Annotated in this window: 20 protein-coding genes; 10 read left to right on the plus strand and 10 right to left on the minus strand. The window is 32.6% G+C overall.

What is annotated here, in order from left to right; genetic code table 11:
* Window positions 1-85: 85 nt before the first annotated feature.
* From ACKX2A_RS03940 to ACKX2A_RS03955, 4 genes are all read left to right on the plus strand, one after another.
* Complete coding sequence (locus ACKX2A_RS03940; RefSeq protein ID WP_415327733.1) at window positions 86-1,102, plus strand: sensor histidine kinase; 1,017 nt, start codon at window positions 86-88, stop codon at window positions 1,100-1,102.
* Complete coding sequence (locus ACKX2A_RS03945; RefSeq protein WP_415327734.1) at window positions 1,083-1,847, plus strand: LytR/AlgR family response regulator transcription factor; 765 nt, start codon at window positions 1,083-1,085, stop codon at window positions 1,845-1,847. Before ACKX2A_RS03940 ends, ACKX2A_RS03945 begins: the two co-directional genes overlap by 20 nt.
* A gap of 144 nt (window positions 1,848-1,991) precedes the next feature.
* Window positions 1,992-2,765 (plus strand): DUF1223 domain-containing protein, encoded by a 774-nt coding sequence (locus ACKX2A_RS03950; protein ID WP_415327735.1) that lies wholly within the window; start codon window positions 1,992-1,994, stop codon window positions 2,763-2,765.
* 44 nt (window positions 2,766-2,809) lie between these two features.
* Complete coding sequence (locus tag ACKX2A_RS03955) at window positions 2,810-3,202, plus strand: DoxX family protein (protein WP_415327736.1); 393 nt, start codon at window positions 2,810-2,812, stop codon at window positions 3,200-3,202.
* A gap of 367 nt (window positions 3,203-3,569) precedes the next feature.
* Here the strand turns inward: ACKX2A_RS03955 and ACKX2A_RS03960 are convergent, their stop codons facing one another.
* The 4 genes from ACKX2A_RS03960 to ACKX2A_RS03975 form a co-directional block, all read right to left on the minus strand.
* Window positions 3,570-4,760: an MFS transporter gene (locus ACKX2A_RS03960; protein WP_415327737.1), complete on the minus strand. Its 1,191-nt coding sequence runs from the start codon at window positions 4,758-4,760 to the stop codon at window positions 3,570-3,572.
* Between the two features lie 73 nt (window positions 4,761-4,833).
* On the minus strand, window positions 4,834-5,835 hold the full coding sequence (locus tag ACKX2A_RS03965) for an aldo/keto reductase (protein ID WP_415327738.1): 1,002 nt from the start codon (window positions 5,833-5,835) through the stop codon (window positions 4,834-4,836).
* Between the two features lie 88 nt (window positions 5,836-5,923).
* Window positions 5,924-6,817 carry a helix-turn-helix domain-containing protein gene (locus ACKX2A_RS03970; RefSeq protein ID WP_415327739.1) on the minus strand — a complete coding sequence of 298 codons (894 nt, stop codon included), beginning with the start codon at window positions 6,815-6,817 and terminating at the stop codon, window positions 5,924-5,926.
* A gap of 258 nt (window positions 6,818-7,075) precedes the next feature.
* Entirely contained in the window at window positions 7,076-7,495 is a 420-nt protein-coding gene (locus tag ACKX2A_RS03975) for a hypothetical protein (RefSeq protein WP_415327740.1), read from the minus strand.
* Between the two features lie 278 nt (window positions 7,496-7,773).
* On the opposite strand from ACKX2A_RS03975, the gene ACKX2A_RS03980 reads away from it, so the two are divergent.
* Window positions 7,774-8,061 (plus strand): GNAT family N-acetyltransferase, encoded by a 288-nt coding sequence (locus tag ACKX2A_RS03980; RefSeq protein WP_415327741.1) that lies wholly within the window; start codon window positions 7,774-7,776, stop codon window positions 8,059-8,061.
* Window position 8,062: 1 nt separating this feature from the next.
* Here ACKX2A_RS03980 and ACKX2A_RS03985 read toward each other — a convergent pair whose 3' ends face one another.
* The gene (locus tag ACKX2A_RS03985; protein ID WP_415327742.1) at window positions 8,063-9,160 is read right to left on the minus strand and encodes an MBL fold metallo-hydrolase; all 1,098 of its coding nucleotides are present in this window, start codon (window positions 9,158-9,160) and stop codon (window positions 8,063-8,065) included.
* A gap of 172 nt (window positions 9,161-9,332) precedes the next feature.
* Here ACKX2A_RS03985 and ACKX2A_RS03990 point away from each other — a divergent pair, with 172 nt between their 5' ends.
* The 3 genes from ACKX2A_RS03990 (at window position 9,333) to ACKX2A_RS04000 (ending at window position 12,370) form a co-directional block, all read left to right on the plus strand.
* Complete coding sequence (locus tag ACKX2A_RS03990) at window positions 9,333-10,877, plus strand: S41 family peptidase (protein ID WP_415327743.1); 1,545 nt, start codon at window positions 9,333-9,335, stop codon at window positions 10,875-10,877.
* Between the two features lie 33 nt (window positions 10,878-10,910).
* Window positions 10,911-11,744, plus strand: a complete 834-nt coding sequence (locus ACKX2A_RS03995) for a helix-turn-helix domain-containing protein (protein ID WP_415327744.1) — start codon at window positions 10,911-10,913, stop codon at window positions 11,742-11,744.
* Window positions 11,745-11,806: 62 nt separating this feature from the next.
* A complete protein-coding gene (locus ACKX2A_RS04000; RefSeq protein ID WP_415327745.1) occupies window positions 11,807-12,370 on the plus strand; it encodes a DUF417 family protein in 564 nt (187 codons plus the stop codon).
* A 46-nt stretch (window positions 12,371-12,416) separates the two neighbouring features.
* Here ACKX2A_RS04000 and ACKX2A_RS04005 read toward each other — a convergent pair whose 3' ends face one another.
* Both ACKX2A_RS04005 and ACKX2A_RS04010 read right to left on the minus strand, forming a co-directional pair.
* A complete protein-coding gene (locus tag ACKX2A_RS04005; protein ID WP_415327746.1) occupies window positions 12,417-13,013 on the minus strand; it encodes a hypothetical protein in 597 nt (198 codons plus the stop codon).
* Between the two features lie 79 nt (window positions 13,014-13,092).
* A complete protein-coding gene (locus ACKX2A_RS04010; RefSeq protein WP_415327747.1) occupies window positions 13,093-13,587 on the minus strand; it encodes an RNA polymerase sigma factor in 495 nt (164 codons plus the stop codon).
* Window positions 13,588-13,856: 269 nt separating this feature from the next.
* Here ACKX2A_RS04010 and ACKX2A_RS04015 point away from each other — a divergent pair, with 269 nt between their 5' ends.
* Window positions 13,857-14,315, plus strand: coding sequence for a methylglyoxal synthase (locus ACKX2A_RS04015; protein WP_415327748.1), 459 nt, complete (start codon window positions 13,857-13,859; stop codon window positions 14,313-14,315).
* Window positions 14,316-14,389: 74 nt separating this feature from the next.
* On the opposite strand, the gene ACKX2A_RS04020 is transcribed toward ACKX2A_RS04015, so the two are convergent.
* On the minus strand, window positions 14,390-16,018 hold the full coding sequence (locus ACKX2A_RS04020; RefSeq protein ID WP_415327749.1) for an NADP-dependent glyceraldehyde-3-phosphate dehydrogenase: 1,629 nt from the start codon (window positions 16,016-16,018) through the stop codon (window positions 14,390-14,392).
* Window positions 16,019-16,492: 474 nt separating this feature from the next.
* Here ACKX2A_RS04020 and tpx point away from each other — a divergent pair, with 474 nt between their 5' ends.
* Window positions 16,493-17,038, plus strand: coding sequence for a thiol peroxidase (tpx, locus tag ACKX2A_RS04025; protein ID WP_415329406.1), 546 nt, complete (start codon window positions 16,493-16,495; stop codon window positions 17,036-17,038).
* A 189-nt stretch (window positions 17,039-17,227) separates the two neighbouring features.
* Here tpx and ACKX2A_RS04030 read toward each other — a convergent pair whose 3' ends face one another.
* Window positions 17,228-17,683 (minus strand): hypothetical protein, encoded by a 456-nt coding sequence (locus ACKX2A_RS04030; RefSeq protein ID WP_415327750.1) that lies wholly within the window; start codon window positions 17,681-17,683, stop codon window positions 17,228-17,230.
* Window positions 17,683-18,420 (minus strand): TonB-dependent receptor plug domain-containing protein, encoded by a 738-nt coding sequence (locus ACKX2A_RS04035; RefSeq protein WP_415327751.1) that lies wholly within the window; start codon window positions 18,418-18,420, stop codon window positions 17,683-17,685. Before ACKX2A_RS04035 ends, ACKX2A_RS04030 begins: the two co-directional genes overlap by 1 nt.
* Between the last annotated feature and the right edge of the window lie 3 nt (window positions 18,421-18,423).

The following is an 18,423-nucleotide window of genomic DNA, read 5'->3' on the forward strand; positions in this document are numbered from 1 at the left end:
TTACGACTTACTAAGCAAAATTCACAATTCACTATTAAATTTAACGCATTTTACCTACCTTAACACCTTTAAATTCGCAGTTGTCATGCAGCAACAAAAAATAAAAATTTCACAAGCCGTCATTTGGATAAGTTCTATTTTCTTAGGAGTTTTATCATCGGTTCCACAGCTGGCTTCTCACGCTTTCAATTGGGAGGAAGCCGTTGTCAATTCGGCTATTACAGCTGCTTTTTCTGTGATTATGTGGTATCTCAACATTTATATGCTGAACCAAAATTCCGGAAAAAGACGACAAAATATTTCATATTCAAGACTGATGGTCGTTTTGGCTTTCGGGATGATCATCATGTTCGGTCTGGCTTGGATTCAGCAACTTATTTTATCACATATCAATTTTGGTCCAACCATGCTAATGATCGAGGTTCGCGGGATTTTGATCAACCTTGTCTGTTATATGTTTCTGACTTTATTGCAAAATAATTACGCAGGACAACAAGTTCAGCTTGAATTGGAAAAAGTAAAAAGTGATAATCTTGGCGCTCAGTTTGAATTATTAAAACAGCAAATCAATCCACATTTTCTTTTTAACAGTTTAAACACCTTAAAATCAATGGCAGAAACCAATGATTCTGAGACTGTTGATTTTATTATGAAACTTTCTGATTTTTACCGATTTACATTGGAAAGTAGAAAACTGGATTTAATTACCGTGCAGGAAGAAATGAAAATTATTGATTCGTATATTTTCCTACAAAAAGCCCGTTTTGGTGAAGGAATTACGCTTACGAAAGAATTAAGTGATGATGTTTTAAAAACATTAATTCCTCCTTTTACTTTACAATTATTAGTTGAAAATTGCATTAAACATAATATTGTTTCACAAAGCAAACCTTTACATATCAAGATTTATAATTCTGAAAACAGATTGGTCATTGAAAATCCAATTCAGAAAAAAATGACCGTTGAAGATTCATTAGGAATTGGACTTGATAATGTAAAACTACGATACAAACACCTGCTGGAACAGGAAATTGAAATTAATTCAAACGAAAAAATCTTTCAAATAAAACTACCATTTATCCATGAATATAATCATTATTGAAGACGAATTCAGAGCAGCCAAATCTCTACATAATTTAATTGCAGAATTAAAACCTGAAGCCAAAATCATCGGTGTTTATGACAGTATTGAAACAAGTATTGAAGCTCTTAAAGAAAGTAAACCCGATCTTATTTTCATGGATATTCATTTATCAGACGGACTTTCCTTTGAAATTTTCAAGCAGGTTGAAATTACTTGTCCAGTTGTTTTTTGTACCGCTTTCGATCAATATATGCTCGATGCCTTTAAAAGTAAAGGGGTCGATTATGTTTTAAAACCATTTTCACGAGACGATATTGCCGAAGCATTCCGAAAAGTGGAAGAATTAAAGAAATTTTTTCAGAAAACAGAACTTCCGGAACTCGAAGCTCTTTTACAAAAAATCACTCAACCACAAACTACGGCAAAATCTAGTTTTTTAGTTTTTAAAAATCAAAAGTACACCACAATTCTAACGGAAAATATTGCGTATTTTTTTATTCATAATGAAATTACGCATTTGATGACTTTCGATAAACAGCAATTTCAGCTTACCCAAACATTAGGACAAATTGCCGAACAGGTTTCTCAAAAACAATTTTTCAGAGTTAATCGACAATACATCATAAATTTCAGTGCAATTAAAGAAATGGAGCATTATTTTCAGCGAAAAATATTGGTAAAATTAACCGTTGACACTCCGGAACAATTGTTAATTAATAAAGAAAAATCCCACAGTTTCTTTACTTGGCTAGAAGACCGTTAAAAACTGAAACTTCACTTTTCACCTTACTCACAAAAAATTTCAAGTTTATAAAATACAGGTTCACCTTACTTTTTGTCCGGTTGAACCTTTTTTGTATTCTTTCGCCTCGAAAAGGTATCTACTTTTGAATCAAATTAAAAAGAGATGATACTAAAAAATCTAATAGGAACGGGAGCTTTCGTAGCATTGATGTTCACTGTATCTGCCTTTGTTCATGAGGAAAAAAAAGAAACAGCAACACAAAATATTTCAACAAAAAATGACGGATTTGCTGTGTTGGAATTATTTACTTCTGAAGGTTGTTCAAGTTGTCCACCTGCCGATCAATTGATGGGCGAGATCGAAAAAAAATACAAAGATCAGCCGGTTTACATTCTCTCTTATCACGTAGATTACTGGAACAGAATGGGTTGGAAAGACCGTTTCAGTAGCGCACAAAATTCACAGCGTCAACAGGAGTACAGCAACAAATTGGGTTCACAGGTTTACACTCCTCAATTGGTAGTTAATGGAAAAACAGAGTTTGTAGGCTCGGACAGAACAACAGTAGAAAATACTATTTCAAGCGAATTGAATGGTTTAAATGATAATAAAATTGATTTAAAAGCTAAAATTCTTCCGAAAGAAATCATTTTTAATTATAATATTTCACAAGTCAATTCTAAAGACAAATTACTCATCACTTTCGTAGAAAAACACGCTTCGACACAAGTTGGCGGAGGCGAAAACGAAGGTCGAAATCTACATCATTACCAAATTGTTCATAAGCAATATCCTGTGAATTTAAGCAGTAAAGAAGGAACCGCAACGTTTCCAATTCCTAATAATTTTAATGTAAACGATTGGGAAGTGATCGGTTTGGTTCAAAATACAAGAAGCGGCGAAATTGTAGCTTCTACAAAGGCAATTGTTAATTAAAAAACGTAAACAATAAAATATTAACAACTTAAAACAAAAAAATTATGAAAACAAAAACAGCAAAAATCATCTTTTGGTCAGGCGCAATCTTTATGTCACTTTGGTTCGGGGCGAGCGGTTTCTTTGAACTGACAAAAAATCCAGTAGTTTGGGATATCACTCGACAATTAGGCTATCCGCCACATTTCATCTACATTTTGGGTGTATTTAAGCTGGCTGGAATCATGGTCTTATTACTTCCAAACAAGCTTTTAAGACTGAAAGAATGGGTATTCGCAGGAATGTTTTTTGATATTACTTTCGCATTTTTTTCAAAAATTGCAGTGCTTGGTTTTCCGGCAACAATTGATGCGATTGTAGCGTTTACAGTCCTTTCAGTAACCTACATCATGTTTAGAAAAATTTATCATCCAGAACTGATTTTTGGAGAAGCTTAGTCATTAAATTTAAACTTATTGAAAAAAAATTAAAATAAATTAAAGTAAAAGCAAAATATATTCGTCTTTTACAATGCACAACTATTCAGGTTTTACTTATGTAAAAAATAGATCCTCCCAGATTTTGGGAGGATTTATTGTAGAAAATTATGAGTAGAAAAAATAAATATTATTTAAAATTTTCGTTTTAACCGCAAAAGTCACAAAAGATTAACACTTTATATTTTAAGTTTATTATTAAACTGTAAAAAAGAATACATAAGTTTTTAAAAATCTATATTTTTATTCTTTTGAGAACTTTTAATTTCTTTTTTACTAAAATTAAACATTCCCAAATAATAACTTTTAAATCTTTTGTGGTTAAAATTTAAGCATGGGCTTTTCTTAGTTTAATCATACTTAAAATAAACAATCCTAAAATTCCCAATACAAAGTAGCCTTCTGCAACCTGTAACTGAATCTGTGGCCTGATGACGGCTACAATTCCGTAACTGATTGCTGATGTGATGATAAAAGCAACTCCGCCTGTCAATCCACCTGCAATCCCTGCTGAATTCGGGAATCTTCCGATACAGTAAGAAAAGTAATTATTAAAGATAAATCCAGCCGTCACATGAATTAAAAATGCAAAGGCCACCAGACTATAAATGTTATTTGAAAAATATGAAGCAATAAACATCAAAATGATTAAAAATAATTGGGCAAAGTTTGCGTAACGAATTTTAGGCAAAAATGCTTTATTGATTAATGCTTTTCCTAAAAACCCTCCTGTCATCCACGCAAAACCCAAAATCAGAGAAACATAACCTGCAACGACTTCCGAGTAGCCCATTTTATGCTCAATAATGAATGATCCACATAAATTGAAGAACATAATCATGGAATAGCTCAGCCCGCACATTACCATTCCGTAGAAGAAATCTTTTGCTTTAAACATTGAATTATATTCCTGAATAAGAAATTCAAAACGAAAAGGATTTCTCTTTTTCAATGTTTCACCGGAAAATATAAACTCTAATATCAAAAGTAATAAACTGTATCCAGCCAAAACATAAAAATTTGACTGCCATCCGAAGCTTTTTTGTAAATAACCACCAATAAACGGAGCTATGATCGGCCCTACAGACCAAACGATGGTCATGATACTTAAATAGTGTTTTCGCTCATCCCCTTCATAAACATCCACAAAAAACGCTCTTTTGGAAACCACGGCAAAACCGGATAAAACTCCCTGTAACACACGCATTGCATAGATTACAAAAATATTTTGAGTCGTTGCTGTAATTAAAAAAGACACTACAAATAAAGCCAAGGAAGCCATTGAAACCTTATACCTTCCAAATGAATCGACAATGCTTCCCGCAAAAAACTGTGTCAATCCGTAGCTGATTAAAAATATAGATAAAGTAAGTTGGATATTGCTTTCCGTCTGATGCAGTTCTGTTGCCATGCTCGGCATCGAAGGCAGATAAATATCCGTTGCCAAACCCGACATCGGAATAACGGCAAATGCTAAAATTGTAGCAATAAATTTATTTTTTTCTTTGAGTGTTACCATCTCTTTCATTAAATCTTTTCATAAAAAATTCAAATTCCTGAAAATAAATTCAGGAATCCAAATTGTATAATTTTTAGTTGTTGACTAATTTCATAGAACCTTCGCTGTATCTTTCGCCAATATTGGGATATTTTTTCAAGATAGCGTCGATAGTTTCTAAATCTGATGAAGAAAGTTCGAGGTTGATGGCATCGATATTCTCTTCTAAATATTTAATACGTTTTGTTCCCGGAATCGGAATAATATCTTCACCCTGATTGAGAACCCAGGCCAGAGCCAACTGTGTTCCTTTAACTCCTTTAGATTGGGCAAAATCATTAATTTCTTTGGCTAAATTTCTATTATTTTCCAAATATTCCGCTTGATAACGGGGAAGTGATTTTCTGAAATCTTCGTCACCAAATTGCTGAACGTCATTAATATTCGAAAAAAGTCCTCGAGCCAACGGTGAATACGGCACTAAAGTAATTCCCAACTCTCTAATCGTTGGCAGAATTTCTTTCTCCACATCCTTTGTTAAAATAGAATATTCTGACTGCAGCGCTGTAATCGGATGAATTTTATTCGCTTTTCTGATAGATTCTGCGGAAGCTTCTGACAATCCTAAATACTTCACTTTTCCGGCTTTCACCAAGTCTGCCATTGCCCCTACTGTCTCTTCTACAGGAATGTTAGGATCGACTCTGTGAGCATAGTATAAATCGATCTCATCAATTTTTAATCTCTGAAGACTTAGATCAACTGCTTTTTTAATCCACTCTGGCGAACCGTCAAAATAAGTTCCCGGAGCGCCGCTGTGACTTGCTTTTCCATCTTTAAACCTGAATCCGAATTTTGTTGCAATAAAAATTTTATCACGATTCGAAACCAAAACTTTGGAAATCAATTTTTCGTTTTCACCATTCGCATACATATCTGCAGTATCCAAAAAGTTGATTCCTAAATCTAAAGCTCTGTGTAAAGTACTGATACTCTCCTGTTCATCTGTCGGTCCGTACGCAAAACTCATTCCCATGCATCCCAAACCGATGGCAGATAACTGTACTCCTGTGTTTCCTAATTTTCTAAATTTCATGATAGCTTGTGATTTTAAATTTATACAGCAAATTTACAGTTGAAATTCATCTATCATCATACACAATTCAAACGAAGAATTATAAAATTCAAACAACAGAAGTTCGAACTGTGTTTGGTGTCATTCCTGTTTGCTTTTTAAAATAATTGGTAAAATAAGAAGGCTCTTCAAACCCCAATCCGTAAGCAATTTCAGAGACATTCCAATCTGTATGCTTCAATAAAGCATTGGCTTCCTGAATGATTCTCGAAGTAATCTGCTGAGTCGTTGTTTTTCCTGTAATTTCTTTCACTGAACGATTTAATGAATTTACATGAATCGAAAGATTTTCTGCATAATCTGTCGGAGTTTTCAATCTTAAAAACCTCTCAGGACTGTCAATAGGAAATTGTCTTTCCAGCAATTCCATAAATAACGAAGCCACTCTTTGTGAAGCATTTTGATAAGGCTCGAAATTTTCAGCAGGCTGCATTTTCAATGTTTCATGGATCAGAAGATGAAGATAAGCACGAAGCATATCATATTTATGCAAATAATCTGACTGAATTTCGGTCATCATTTTAATAAAAATATCTGACACCGTTTTCTGCTGTTCCTCATCAATAAAGAAAACCGGAGTTCCTCCAATTCTGAAAAGCGGTGATTCCTGAAGCATTCCCAAACGGTTTCCATCGTACAAAAAATGGTCTGTGAAAAGACAGAAAAATCCTTTCTGATCATCATTTTCCGCTTCCCATGAATAAGGAATTACAGGATTCGAAAACAGTAAAGCAGGCTGATCAACGTAAATCCACTTATCTGCATAATGAAGTTTACCTTTTCCTATAATTAATGAAATTTTATAATAATCCCTCCTACTGTAAGGTGTAATTAAAGAACAATTTTCACGTGAAAAGACATTAAAATGTCCTACTCCTGGCGTTTTTATACATTGCAAACCAACTCGCTTGTAAAATCCTTTTACTGTTTCATTAGATTCCATGATGCAAAATTATAAAATTCAAACATATTTTTTATTGAAAAATTATTTGTATTGATAAAATGAATTTGGTGACGAAAATTCAAAGGGGGTGATTTTATGAATTTTTAATTCATTTATTTATAATATTTTTAATATGATTTTATCCTACCGTGTTTTAAGTCGTCCCTTCGGGATTCGCGTATGGAATTATTTTTCATAAAAAAATGGCTAACCTTTCGATTAACCACTTCAAAATTGAATGTATAGTTGAAAATTGGTTTAATGATGATGTCCGTGTTTATCTTTTGACTTGTACATTTTTTTCTCAATGTGTTTATATTTTTTATCATTATTTTTATTTCGGTTATAAACAGCAACCGGATTTTGACCTTTATAATATTTATTTTTGAACTTCAAATATTTCTCACGTCCCATGATTCTTTCCAACTCAACATATCTGTCATTTCTCCATCTGTCAGGATTATGAACGTAGACTTTGTTCCAGGAATTATAATCGTGATATCTGTCATTTAACGAATAAATTTCGTTGGCCTGAGTTTGTGACAATAATAAATCTGCTATCACAGTTTGCCAGTTGATGTCAGTAACACTTCTTCTATAATCATTATAATAATCTGATTGTGCATAACTTAAACCAAATGCTCCCATAAGCATTACAGTTAATAACAACTTTTTCATTTCGTTTCATTTTAAATTAACTACATGAGAATTTTCAATTAAAATGCCAAAATGATAAATGTCTTTCACAATCTTTGTTAAAGATGATGTAATTAATTGACAATCTTTTATTTATTTTGATTTAAATTTCAATTAAAATTTAATAGAGTTAAAAATTGTTATTAATTTATAAATCTTAAAAAATCTTTATTATTTAATCTCAAAATTTTGTAATTTTAAGAAGAGAATTGTGATAAGATTCGTAAAAACATTGTAAAACCGACTAAATCTCAATAATTATGGAAAATATAAAATTTGAAATATCTCCATATCAGGATGAGCTGCAGATATTAATTGACGGAAAAAAAGCAGGTTATATGTCCATAGAAATTGACGGTAAGTTGCTGATCGTATACTACACTAAGCTCAATGAAGAGCATGAAGGACAGGGATATGCTAAAATGCTTCTGGACGAGTTGGTGCGTTATGTTGAAGAAAAAGACTTAATGGTAGATCCTGAATGCGATTTTGTGAGACAACAATTTGAAAATCATCCTAAAAGATATAAAGATATTTGGCACGCGTAAATTAATCTTCCCACCAAATTTTGAACTGGTTGTCAGCTTTATTTAAGTCGACAGTTTCACCAATTAAAGGTGTCAAAATATGTAGATTTTTATCTTTTCCCAAACTTGTTACCTTTTCTAAAGGCTCGTTCCAAGCGTGTAAAGCAAGGGCAAATTTTGAAGAGTGAACAGGAATAATATTTTTTGCGTTCAAATCAATACAAGCCTGAATCACGTCCTCTGGGAGTGCATGAATATATTTCCAAGCCTCGTTATATTGGCCATTTTCTATAATTGCATAATCGAAAGGTCCGTACTTTTCACCAATCATTTTAAAATGCGTGTCGTAACCGCTGTCACCTCCTAAAAATATTTTTTTAGTTGGTGTTTCCAAAACGTAAGAAGTCCAAAGTGTGACATTTCTTTTCACTTTTCTACCCGAAAAATGTCTTGCAGGAGTGTAGATAATTTTAATATTATTTTTTAAAACCACTTCCGTATCCCATTCTTCTTCAATCAATTGCTCTTGATTATAGCCCCATCTTTCCAAATGTGCACCAACGCCCAATGGCAAAATAACTTTCTCAACTCTGTCTTTCAATACTTTTACAGTCGGATAATCCAAATGATCGTAATGATCGTGGGTAATAACTAAATAATCTAAATTCGGAATATCTTCTGGCTTAAAAATATCCGCTCCAGAGAATGCTTTATTGAAAAATTTAAATGGAGAACCATACAAACTTAGTACAGGATCAATTAAAAATGAAACTCCATCTGTTTGAATATAATAAGACGAATGTCCCAACCAGACAAAAACATCCTGATCTTTTGGTAAATTTTTAAGATCCGTATGAATTGACGGGATATCTTTTAACGGTTTTATAAGCGGATTTTTCTTTTTGAAAAAGAAATCATACATTACTTTAGGCATCGAATAACCTTCCGCCAATGAGGGGGTATAGCTTAAATTTTGGAACTGTCCGTCTTTATAATGTTTAGATTTTTGCATTCTTTCAAGTCTTGCTCCTTTCGCTTCCGCTCCAAAAACCTGCTGACTTGTGATGATAAAATATAATAAAACGGCCACGACCGCGATTGTAATAATTGTGTAGATCATTTTCTTGAAAAAATAGGTTTCAAATGTATAACTTTAATATTATTTGACGATTGGAAAGCAGATTTCCTTTATTTTTTTTAACTAAATTTATACCGATTTTTGAATATTTTATTGCACATATAATCAATTTATTATTTTAAACTTTTTAATTTTACGTCCGAAAAACTCAATCGTGTCTAAAAATTATTTAATATCACTACTAATTATCTTACTGGCTTCATGTTCTGCCGTAAAAATCAGGAAGCATAACGAGCAGAGGGCATCTCAAATTCAGCCGGAAAAGCTGAAGGAAGATGTGGATTTTGCATATGCTAAACTGAAAGAAATGCATCCAAATTTATACTGGTATATTTCGAAAAACGAGCTGGAACGTAAATTTGACAGCATAAAACAAACTATAAATCAACCTCTTACTCCGCTTCAGTTTTATTTTAAATTACAACCCATTATCGCCGACATCCGCGAAGGGCATTTATCTTTAAGAATTCCAAGAAAAAAACTATCTAAGAAGGAAATTAAAGAATTAGAAAATAAAAAAGCGATGTTCAGCCGATTTGAATATTTTGTAAAAGATGATCGGTTGTTTATTATTCGAAATCCGGATTCTCTAGAGAATATTAAACCCGGAACTGAAGTTTTGGCGATTAATGATATTCCTGTTTCAGAATATTTGAAAAAATATCGACAATTGGTAAGCAGTGATGGTTACAATACAACTTTTCAATCGTACTTCCTGAAAGATTGGTTTTTCTATTTTTATATTGCTGAATATGGATTTGCCAACTCTGCAAAAATTGAGACTTTTTATCAAGGCGAAAAGAAAACTTACAACTTGACTAGAGAATCAAAATCTGAAAGCGACATTAAAAAAGAAAAGGAGCAAGAGAAGCGAACTTCGGAGAAAAAAGTAAACGATTATGTCGCGTTTAATAATTCTTATAATCGAAATTTCAAATTTTTAGGAAAAGACAGCACAGTTGCTTACATTAAAGTGAAAAGTTTTTCCAAAGATTATTCTGAAAAATTTTATAGAGAAACCTTTGAAAAGATTAAAAATGGTAAGTCTTCTTATTTAATTCTTGACGTTCGAGATAATTACGGAGGTTCTTTGGATGAAATCAATAATTTGTATTCTTATCTTTCGCCCAATCCTTTTATTTTAATTAAACCTTCGCAAGTCACTTCCAAGTCTACCCCTTTGAAAACCAATTATTTCAGAAAAAGTAATGCTTTGCAATATGCCTATAAAAGTCTGACTTATCCTTCTTTCTTCTTTGCCCAAACTTTCAGTACTTATAAAAAAGACGGAAAAGTTTTCTATAAAGTGAAGGCAGATAAATTAACTCAGCCTAATAAAAATGTTTTTAACGGAAAAGTTTTCGTTTTAATTAATGGGGGAAGCTTTTCTGCTTCATCAATAATCACTTCGAAACTCAAAAATGATAAAAGAGCAACTCTTGTCGGCGAAGAAACCGGCGGAGCGAACGACGGAACAGTTGCCGGATTTTATTCTTATCAGACATTGCCCAATTCTGATATCGATTTGCCTATCGGATTACTTTTGGTACAGCCGAATATTACTTTTTTAAACAATAAAAGAGGGGTAATTCCTGATGTGAAAATTGAGACAGATATCGAGGATATTATTGAGAAAAAAGATCCGCAGATGGATTGGGTGATTCATGAAATTGAGAAAGAGAAAACCCGTAAAAAATAACTTTAATTTCAGAAAATTATGTAGTTTTATCTCATGGAAGGTTCATTTTTTTCTATTGATAAAAAGGATTCAGAATATTTTAAATCTGTTTTTAGTGATTCGATGTATCATATTTTTCTATTTATTGGAAAAGGGAAAATTGTTGTTGATTTTACTGAATATGATTTTGATGGCAGAATGATTTTCTTTTCAACACCGTTTCAGAATATTCAGATTTTGAGTGACGAAAAAATTGAAATTAATATATTGGATTTTCATAGCGATTTTTACTGTATTGAATTTCACAAAAATGAAGTTGCCTGTAATGGACTGTTATTCAATAACATTTACTTATTTCCGCATTTTACTTTGAGTGAAGATGTATTTAATGATATTTTAAATTATTTCAAAAAAATTGAGGAAGTTGATCGTAAAGAGGAATTTTCAGGTTCTATTTTACAATCATATCTTCAACTTATTTTGGCGATTTGCAGCAAAGAAAAAAATAAAATTTTACCCGATAAAGAATTATTAAAAGATGATTTCAACTCATTAAAGTCTTTCCAAAATTTGGTGGAAGAATATTTTCTGACGGAGAAAAACCTTTCTTTTTATGCAGATAAACTGAATGTAACATCCAATACTTTAAGCAAAAAAATTAAGTCTAAATTTAATAAAACACCGTCACAAATTATTCAGGAAAGAGTTATTCTAGAGGCGAAAAAACAGATCCATTTAACGCGAAAATCATTCAAAGAAGTTGCCGTTGAGCTGAATTTTAATGATGAATTTCATTTCAGCAAATATTTCAAAAAATACACCGGAATCTCTCCCACTCGGTTCCGAAAAGAGGGAGGAATTTCTATCGTGGCAGATTTGTACAAATAACGTCCATCTTCATCCATTTCATTAGGTTTGAGTTCAACATAACTTTGTCAAAAAAATAAATTATGTTACAACTCTTAGCAAACTCACAGAAAAATTTTATTCATTTTTTAAGAATAAGCATTTTTATCGTTATGGCATGGATTGGCGGTTTGAAAGCCTATCATTACGAAGCGGAAGGAATTATTCCGTTTGTAGCGAACTCTCCTTTTATGAGCTTTATGCTCAACAAAAATGTTTCTGATAAAGATAATTATAAGCTTCACAAAAACAAAGAAGGCGAAGTCGTACAAAAAAATATCGAATGGCATGAAGCTAACGGAACCTACATTTTTTCCTATGGATTGGGAACTACGATCGTTATTATTGGATTTACTGTTTTACTAGGAATTTTTTATCCAAAAATTGGATTAATTGGTGGAATTTTGACCGCAGGAATGTCATTCGTTACCCTTTCATTTCTCATCACAACACCCGAAGTCTGGGTTCCCGATTTGGGAAGTTCTGAATATGGATTTCCTCTGCTTTCCGGAGCCGGAAGGTTGGTTTTAAAAGACATTATTATGATGGCAGGAGGATTGTTGATCGCTTCCGATTCTGCAAAAACCATTGTGAATCTGAAGGCTTAATTTTCCATATTAAAAGGTTTCGGCGGGCTTTCAGCCCGCCGAAACCTTATCCTTTCAATTCAAGTAAAAGATCTTCAATTTGTTTAATATATTTTCCGTAAAAGGCTTTAAACCAATATTTTCCTATCAAAAATAAAAGTGGCATTACAATCACTAATGAACCGATCAATATACTTGCAATTTTCAAATTCGACAACGGAACTGGTCGCGGAATAAATTCTAAAACAATAATGATTTCACAGACTAAAAAAGGTACAAAAGACAAATAAAAAGACAGGTAATATTGCTTATTTAAATTAAACTGGTGCAATAAATCCTGCAGACTTTCCGAAGTTTTCATCATCGTATCACTCATATTTTTATACAATTTAAAAAACTGACTGAAAAAGAAAAATGTAACGAAAACCATCGATGCAATAAGAATAGTAATGTAAAATTTAAATTTAAAAGGACCCGGAGCAACAGCAATCAAGCCAAAAGCGAAAACAAAAATTCCGACGGTCGACCAAAATTCCATGCGCATATTTTTACGAATTTTTTCAAGTGGAAGGTGCATTCTTTTTCTTTGTTCGGTGGAGATTTCAGGCGTCTCTTCAAAAGAATCGTCTGTGTTCCATGTATTTTTTAGGTCATCTATATTCATGATAATTGATTTAAAAATTTGTTGATTGATTTTTTATGGGAGTCTCGCGACAAACTCGAATCACGAACCCATATCTTGTCTATTTTGAGTTTAAGATATCTTTCAGTTTATTTTTGGCGCGGTTCATTTTCACCCTTACATTTCCTTCGGAGATTCCCATTTGTTCGGCAATTTCCTTGCCCGAAAAATCTTCGAGATAATAGAAAATAAAAGCTTTATCAATTGGATTTAATTGATGAATCGCTGTATACATTTCAGATAATTTTTCTTCTTTTTCCACATCATATTCATCCTGTACAATTTTGTAATTTGAAAAATCTTCGTTTCCGATAAAACCACGTTTTTTTTCAGATTTAAGGAAAATAATAGCCGTATTAAGTGCTATTCTGTAAAGCCATGTTGAAAATTCACTTTGTCCTTTAAAATTAGGATAAGCCTTCCAAACCTGATACGTAATCTCCTGAAAAAGATCATCACGATCGTCCTTATCATCCATGTACATTTTAGAAATCTTGAAAATGATTCCTTTATGTTTTTCAATTTTTTCTAAAAATTCTTGTTCTAATGAGGTCATGATTGCTAATCTCTTTAAAGTTAGTTACCCGTTTCAAAAAATGTTACAGTTTTTATTGAAAATAAAACGTCTTTCAGAATTACTTTTTACAAATTAACTCAAATTTTATCATTTTTTTTAAATCTCAACTTAATCACTTTAAACAAAGTGTAATTTTTAAAAATTAACAATAATAACATTAATAATCAAATGATTAAATTAAATTAATATTCTTTAAAAAGTGACTTAATTCAATTTATATTAAGTAATTTTGATAAAAACTTGACAAAATGAAAACACAAAAAACCATCGGAATTACAAAATCCATTGCATTAGTCGCTCATGACCGGAAGAAAACAGAACTGATAAAATGGACGTACCTTCACAAAGAAAAACTGATGCACCATCGCCTAATCGCAACAGAAACTACCGGAAAATTAATTGAAGAACAGATCCACATTAAAACAAAAAAAGTAATGAGTGGACCTTTGGGCGGAGATCAACAACTAGGAGCAATGATATCTCAAGGAAAAATAGATATTATTATTTTCTTTTGGGATCCAATGGCAACCCAACCTCATGACAGTGATGTAAAAGCCCTTTTAAGACTTGGAGTCGTCTGGAATATTCCAATGGCTTGTGATACAGCCACGGCAGATTTCCTTATTACCTCTCCTTTTATGACCGAAAAATATATTGCGGAACATGGTTGCTACAAAAATTATTTAGACAGAATTATAGATAAATAATCAGATGAATGCATAAAAAAATCCTCAATACATTTAAGTTTATTGAGGATTTATATTAAAATCAGGAATTTCTACTAGAAAATATAATCTGTACTCAGGAAATTAGAGTCATGATCTCTTACAATCGTATTCAATAATTCTTTGTTGGAATCTGTAATTTTTGCAGCTACCAAGGAACGAATTGAAAACGAACGAAGCGCATCAAACACAGAAAGCGTACCTTCTGCACTGTCTTTTCTTCCTGTGAACGGGAAAACATCCGGTCCTCTCTGAGCCTGACAATTGATATTGACACGGCTTACTAAATTCACAAAAGGATCGATTAGTTTCGAAACCTCCATCGGATCTTCACTGAAAATGCTCACCTGCATTCCGTGATCCGCATTTACCTGGTAATCAATAGGCTCTTCAATATCTTCAAAAGGAACAACCGGAATTACCGGGCCAAATTGCTCTTCATGATATAATTTCATTTCACTATTTACAGGATAAACAACCGCTGGGAAAACGAAAGATGCTTCATTATAACCACCATTTTCATTGAGAACTTTAGCTCCTTTTGCCAATGCATCTTCAATACATTCTTTCAAATAAGGGGGCTTATTAACTTCTGGAAGCGGTGTTATTTTCACGTCTTTTTCCCACGGAAGTCCGGCTTTTAAAGCAGAAACTGCCGCAGTTAATTTTTGTGTAAATTCTTCCGCAACATCTTTTTGTACGAATATCAACTTTAGCGCGGTACACCTTTGTCCGTTGAATGAAAGCGAGCCTAAAATACATTCGCTTACTGCAACATCCAGATTCGCATTTTTTGTAACGATCGCAGCATTTTTTGCGTCTAAACTTAAAATAGCTCTTAAACGATTAACTTTCGGGTGCAATTTTTTCAATCCGTTGGCTACTTTACTCGATCCGATGAATGCTAAAACATTCACTTTTCCACTTTCCATGATTGGGGTGATGATTTCCGCTCCTTTTCCGTACAATGTATTTACAGTTCCTTTCGGGAAGGCTTCTTTGAATGCATTTAATAATGGATAATGTGCTAAAACACCGTGTTTTGGAAGCTTAAACAAGATTGTATTTCCCATAATTAAAGCAGGAATCAATGTTGTAAAAATTTCATTTAAAGGATAATTGAAAGGTCCCATACTCAAAACGACACCAAGCGGAGCTCTTCTTATTTGTGCGATCGTTCCTTCTGCCTGCTGGAAACGTGAAGATTCTCTGTCCAAATCTTTCAATGCATCGATGGTTTGATTGATATAATCTACCGTTCTGTCGAATTCTTTCGTAGAATCTGCCAATGTTTTTCCGATTTCCCACATCAACAATTTAATAACTAAATCTCTCTGCTGAATCATTAAATACACAAACTTTTGCATACATTTGATTCTGCCTTCCACAGACATTGTTGGCCATTCGCCAAGTCCGTTGTTGTAAGCTTTTACAGAGGCTTCCAAAACTTCCATTGCATCTGCGGGACCAATATTGGGAACGCTTCCCAACAGTTTTCTTTCTAGTCCGTTTTCTGTAGGAATGCAAACCGGGGAATAAATATTTTGAACATCACCGTTCCATTCCACCAGTTCACCGTTTAATAGATATACTTTCTGGTGAATTTCGGGAACTCTATATTCTTCGGGAATTTCGTTTTCGCTTTTAAATATTTCATGAAACGATGCTGTGTTTGCTGAATCCATAAATCTTTTATTTTTTTAATAGTGTTAGTGTAAAACTTTGATAGAATAAAGTTATATGTAAAAATTGATTTTAAAAATAGCTGTTTAATAGATTTGCTCTATTTGAAAGAAAATTAATATTAAAGGATTGAAAAAAGAATAATTTTGTTTAACCTTAATTTGCTTATAAAAGCAGTTCGTCATTTCGAGTAGAAATTATTTGTAACTACGTGAAAAATAATTTTGTGTCGAGAAAATTGTTTTAAAAACTTCTCGATACGATTTTGTCAAAATCTATTCGAAGTGACAAAGCGGTTAATTGGATTAATAAAAAGTATGATTTTCAGGGAATAACTGAGTTTTAAACAGTATTTCAATCTTTGTAACTTTTATTTCCCCTGAAAATTTAACTTTAAAAATTCAATTTATCTAAGAATCAATTAATCTAAACAATAAAAAAATAAATTCATGTATTCAAAATTCGTTTTCGGCGCAATGTTGTTCTTGTCAACATTTGTTTTCGCTCAAAAATCAAAGACAGCAAACACGGTTTTAGCGGGAGGAAAGCCCGTTCATACGTATGCTAAACTACCGGCAGTAAATAAACCTGCTCCACAATTCACCCTTACCGATGTCGCTATGAAAGATCAGACTCTGGAATCTTATAAAGGGAAATATATGATTCTAAACATCTTTCCTAGTGTAGACACAGGCGTTTGTTCGGCTTCCGTTCGTCATTTCAACGAAGATGCTGCGAATATTCCGAATACGGTTGTTCTTTGTATTTCTAAAGATTTGCCGTTTGCACAGAAAAGATTTTGTGGTGCGGAAGGAATTAAAAATGTGGTAATGCTTTCAGATTTCCGTTCAGACTTCGGAAAAACTTATGGAGTGGAAATTACAGATTCTGCCATGAAAGGTCTTTTAAGCCGAGCTGTTGTAGTTATCGATCCTTCAGGGAAAATAGTTTATGAAGAGCAGGTTGCCGATATGGGCAATGAGCCGAATTATGAGGCTGCAATTAAAGCTGTGAAAAATTAAATTTGATTTTTAATATCAATTTAATGATGAAATAGATGCTTCGACGAACTTAGCATGACATCGCTAATACTATTCGATTAGTTATCGTTTAAAACAATTAGTATTCGCAATGTCATGCTAAGTTCGCCGAAGCATCTTTAATAAACATTCCACTAAGATGCATATTTATCTGTGAAAATCTTTTATCAATTAATCTCCATCTCCACCAATCGAATTAAATTCCTTCGTAGAATAGTGCAGGAACAGCAACGTCAGTAAATCATCCACAGAATCTTCGACCTCTACATGAAAAATAGAATCTTTAAATTTCTTTTTTTCTTCTTTAATTTCTATCAATAACTTTCCCTTTTCGAATAATTGATTGGTTTTATTTAAATTAAATTGATAAATTCTTACTCCTTCTCCAGATTTTACAATTCTTTCTTTTGCTAAATCTGTAAAATAAATTATACCGTTTCCATTAAATAGTTCGACATCATTTTTTAAAAATCCAACATTCTTGATATCATAGCTTCTTGATTTGAAAATAATATAATGTCTGAAATTAAAAAAATTGCTGTTATTTACAATTCTCCCAATTTCCTGATTATCGTCTGAGAGCAGTACAAATTGTTTTTTGTGATGTTGAGCAATATATTTTTTCATTAATTCTTTTTAGGCTTCAACTTCTTTTTCGTTGTTACCAAAATTACTCCATTTTTTGCTTGAGAACCATATAATGTTGTCGCGGAAGCATCTTTTAAAATATTAATCGTTTCTACCGATTGAGGATCTATTTCTCCGAATTCTTTTAAACTGATTATTTTTTCATCCAATACAACCAACGGTTTTTTATCATCTCTCAAATTTGTATGTGCACCTCCAATTATAATTGTTTTAGTATTCGTTTCACTTTTAGGAGTTGGACTTACTTTAACGCCTCCAATTTTTCCTTCAAGACTTTTCACCGCTTTATCCTCAAGTTTTAATTGTTCCTGCGAAACTACAGTTGAAGCTCCTGTTACCATGCTTTGAGTTTTTTGTTTTGTTTTCCAACCTGTTATTACAACTTCCTCTAATGTTGCTGCTTTTAGACTATCATTGCTATAATTCTGTTGCCCTTGTACAGAGACAAAACCTCCTGTTGTCATTATAAAACCCACCGCAAATTTTGCAAACATTGAGTTGATGTAAGAATATTGCAGATTTCTATTTAACTGAGATTCGTGGAAATTTCCACAGATTTCTTCGGTGGAATTTGTAAAAGTATCTATAATTTCCTCATCCGAAGCAACGGTAAAATCTCTTACCGTTTTCGAACAGACTGTACAAAATCTTCCTTTTTCATCGGGAGTCATCAAATTCCAGTTTTCATGACAGGGTTTTGGGATTGTAATTTTCATATT

This window comes from Chryseobacterium sp. MMS23-Vi53 (genome assembly GCF_047651245.1).
GTDB lineage: Bacteria > Bacteroidota > Bacteroidia > Flavobacteriales > Weeksellaceae > Chryseobacterium.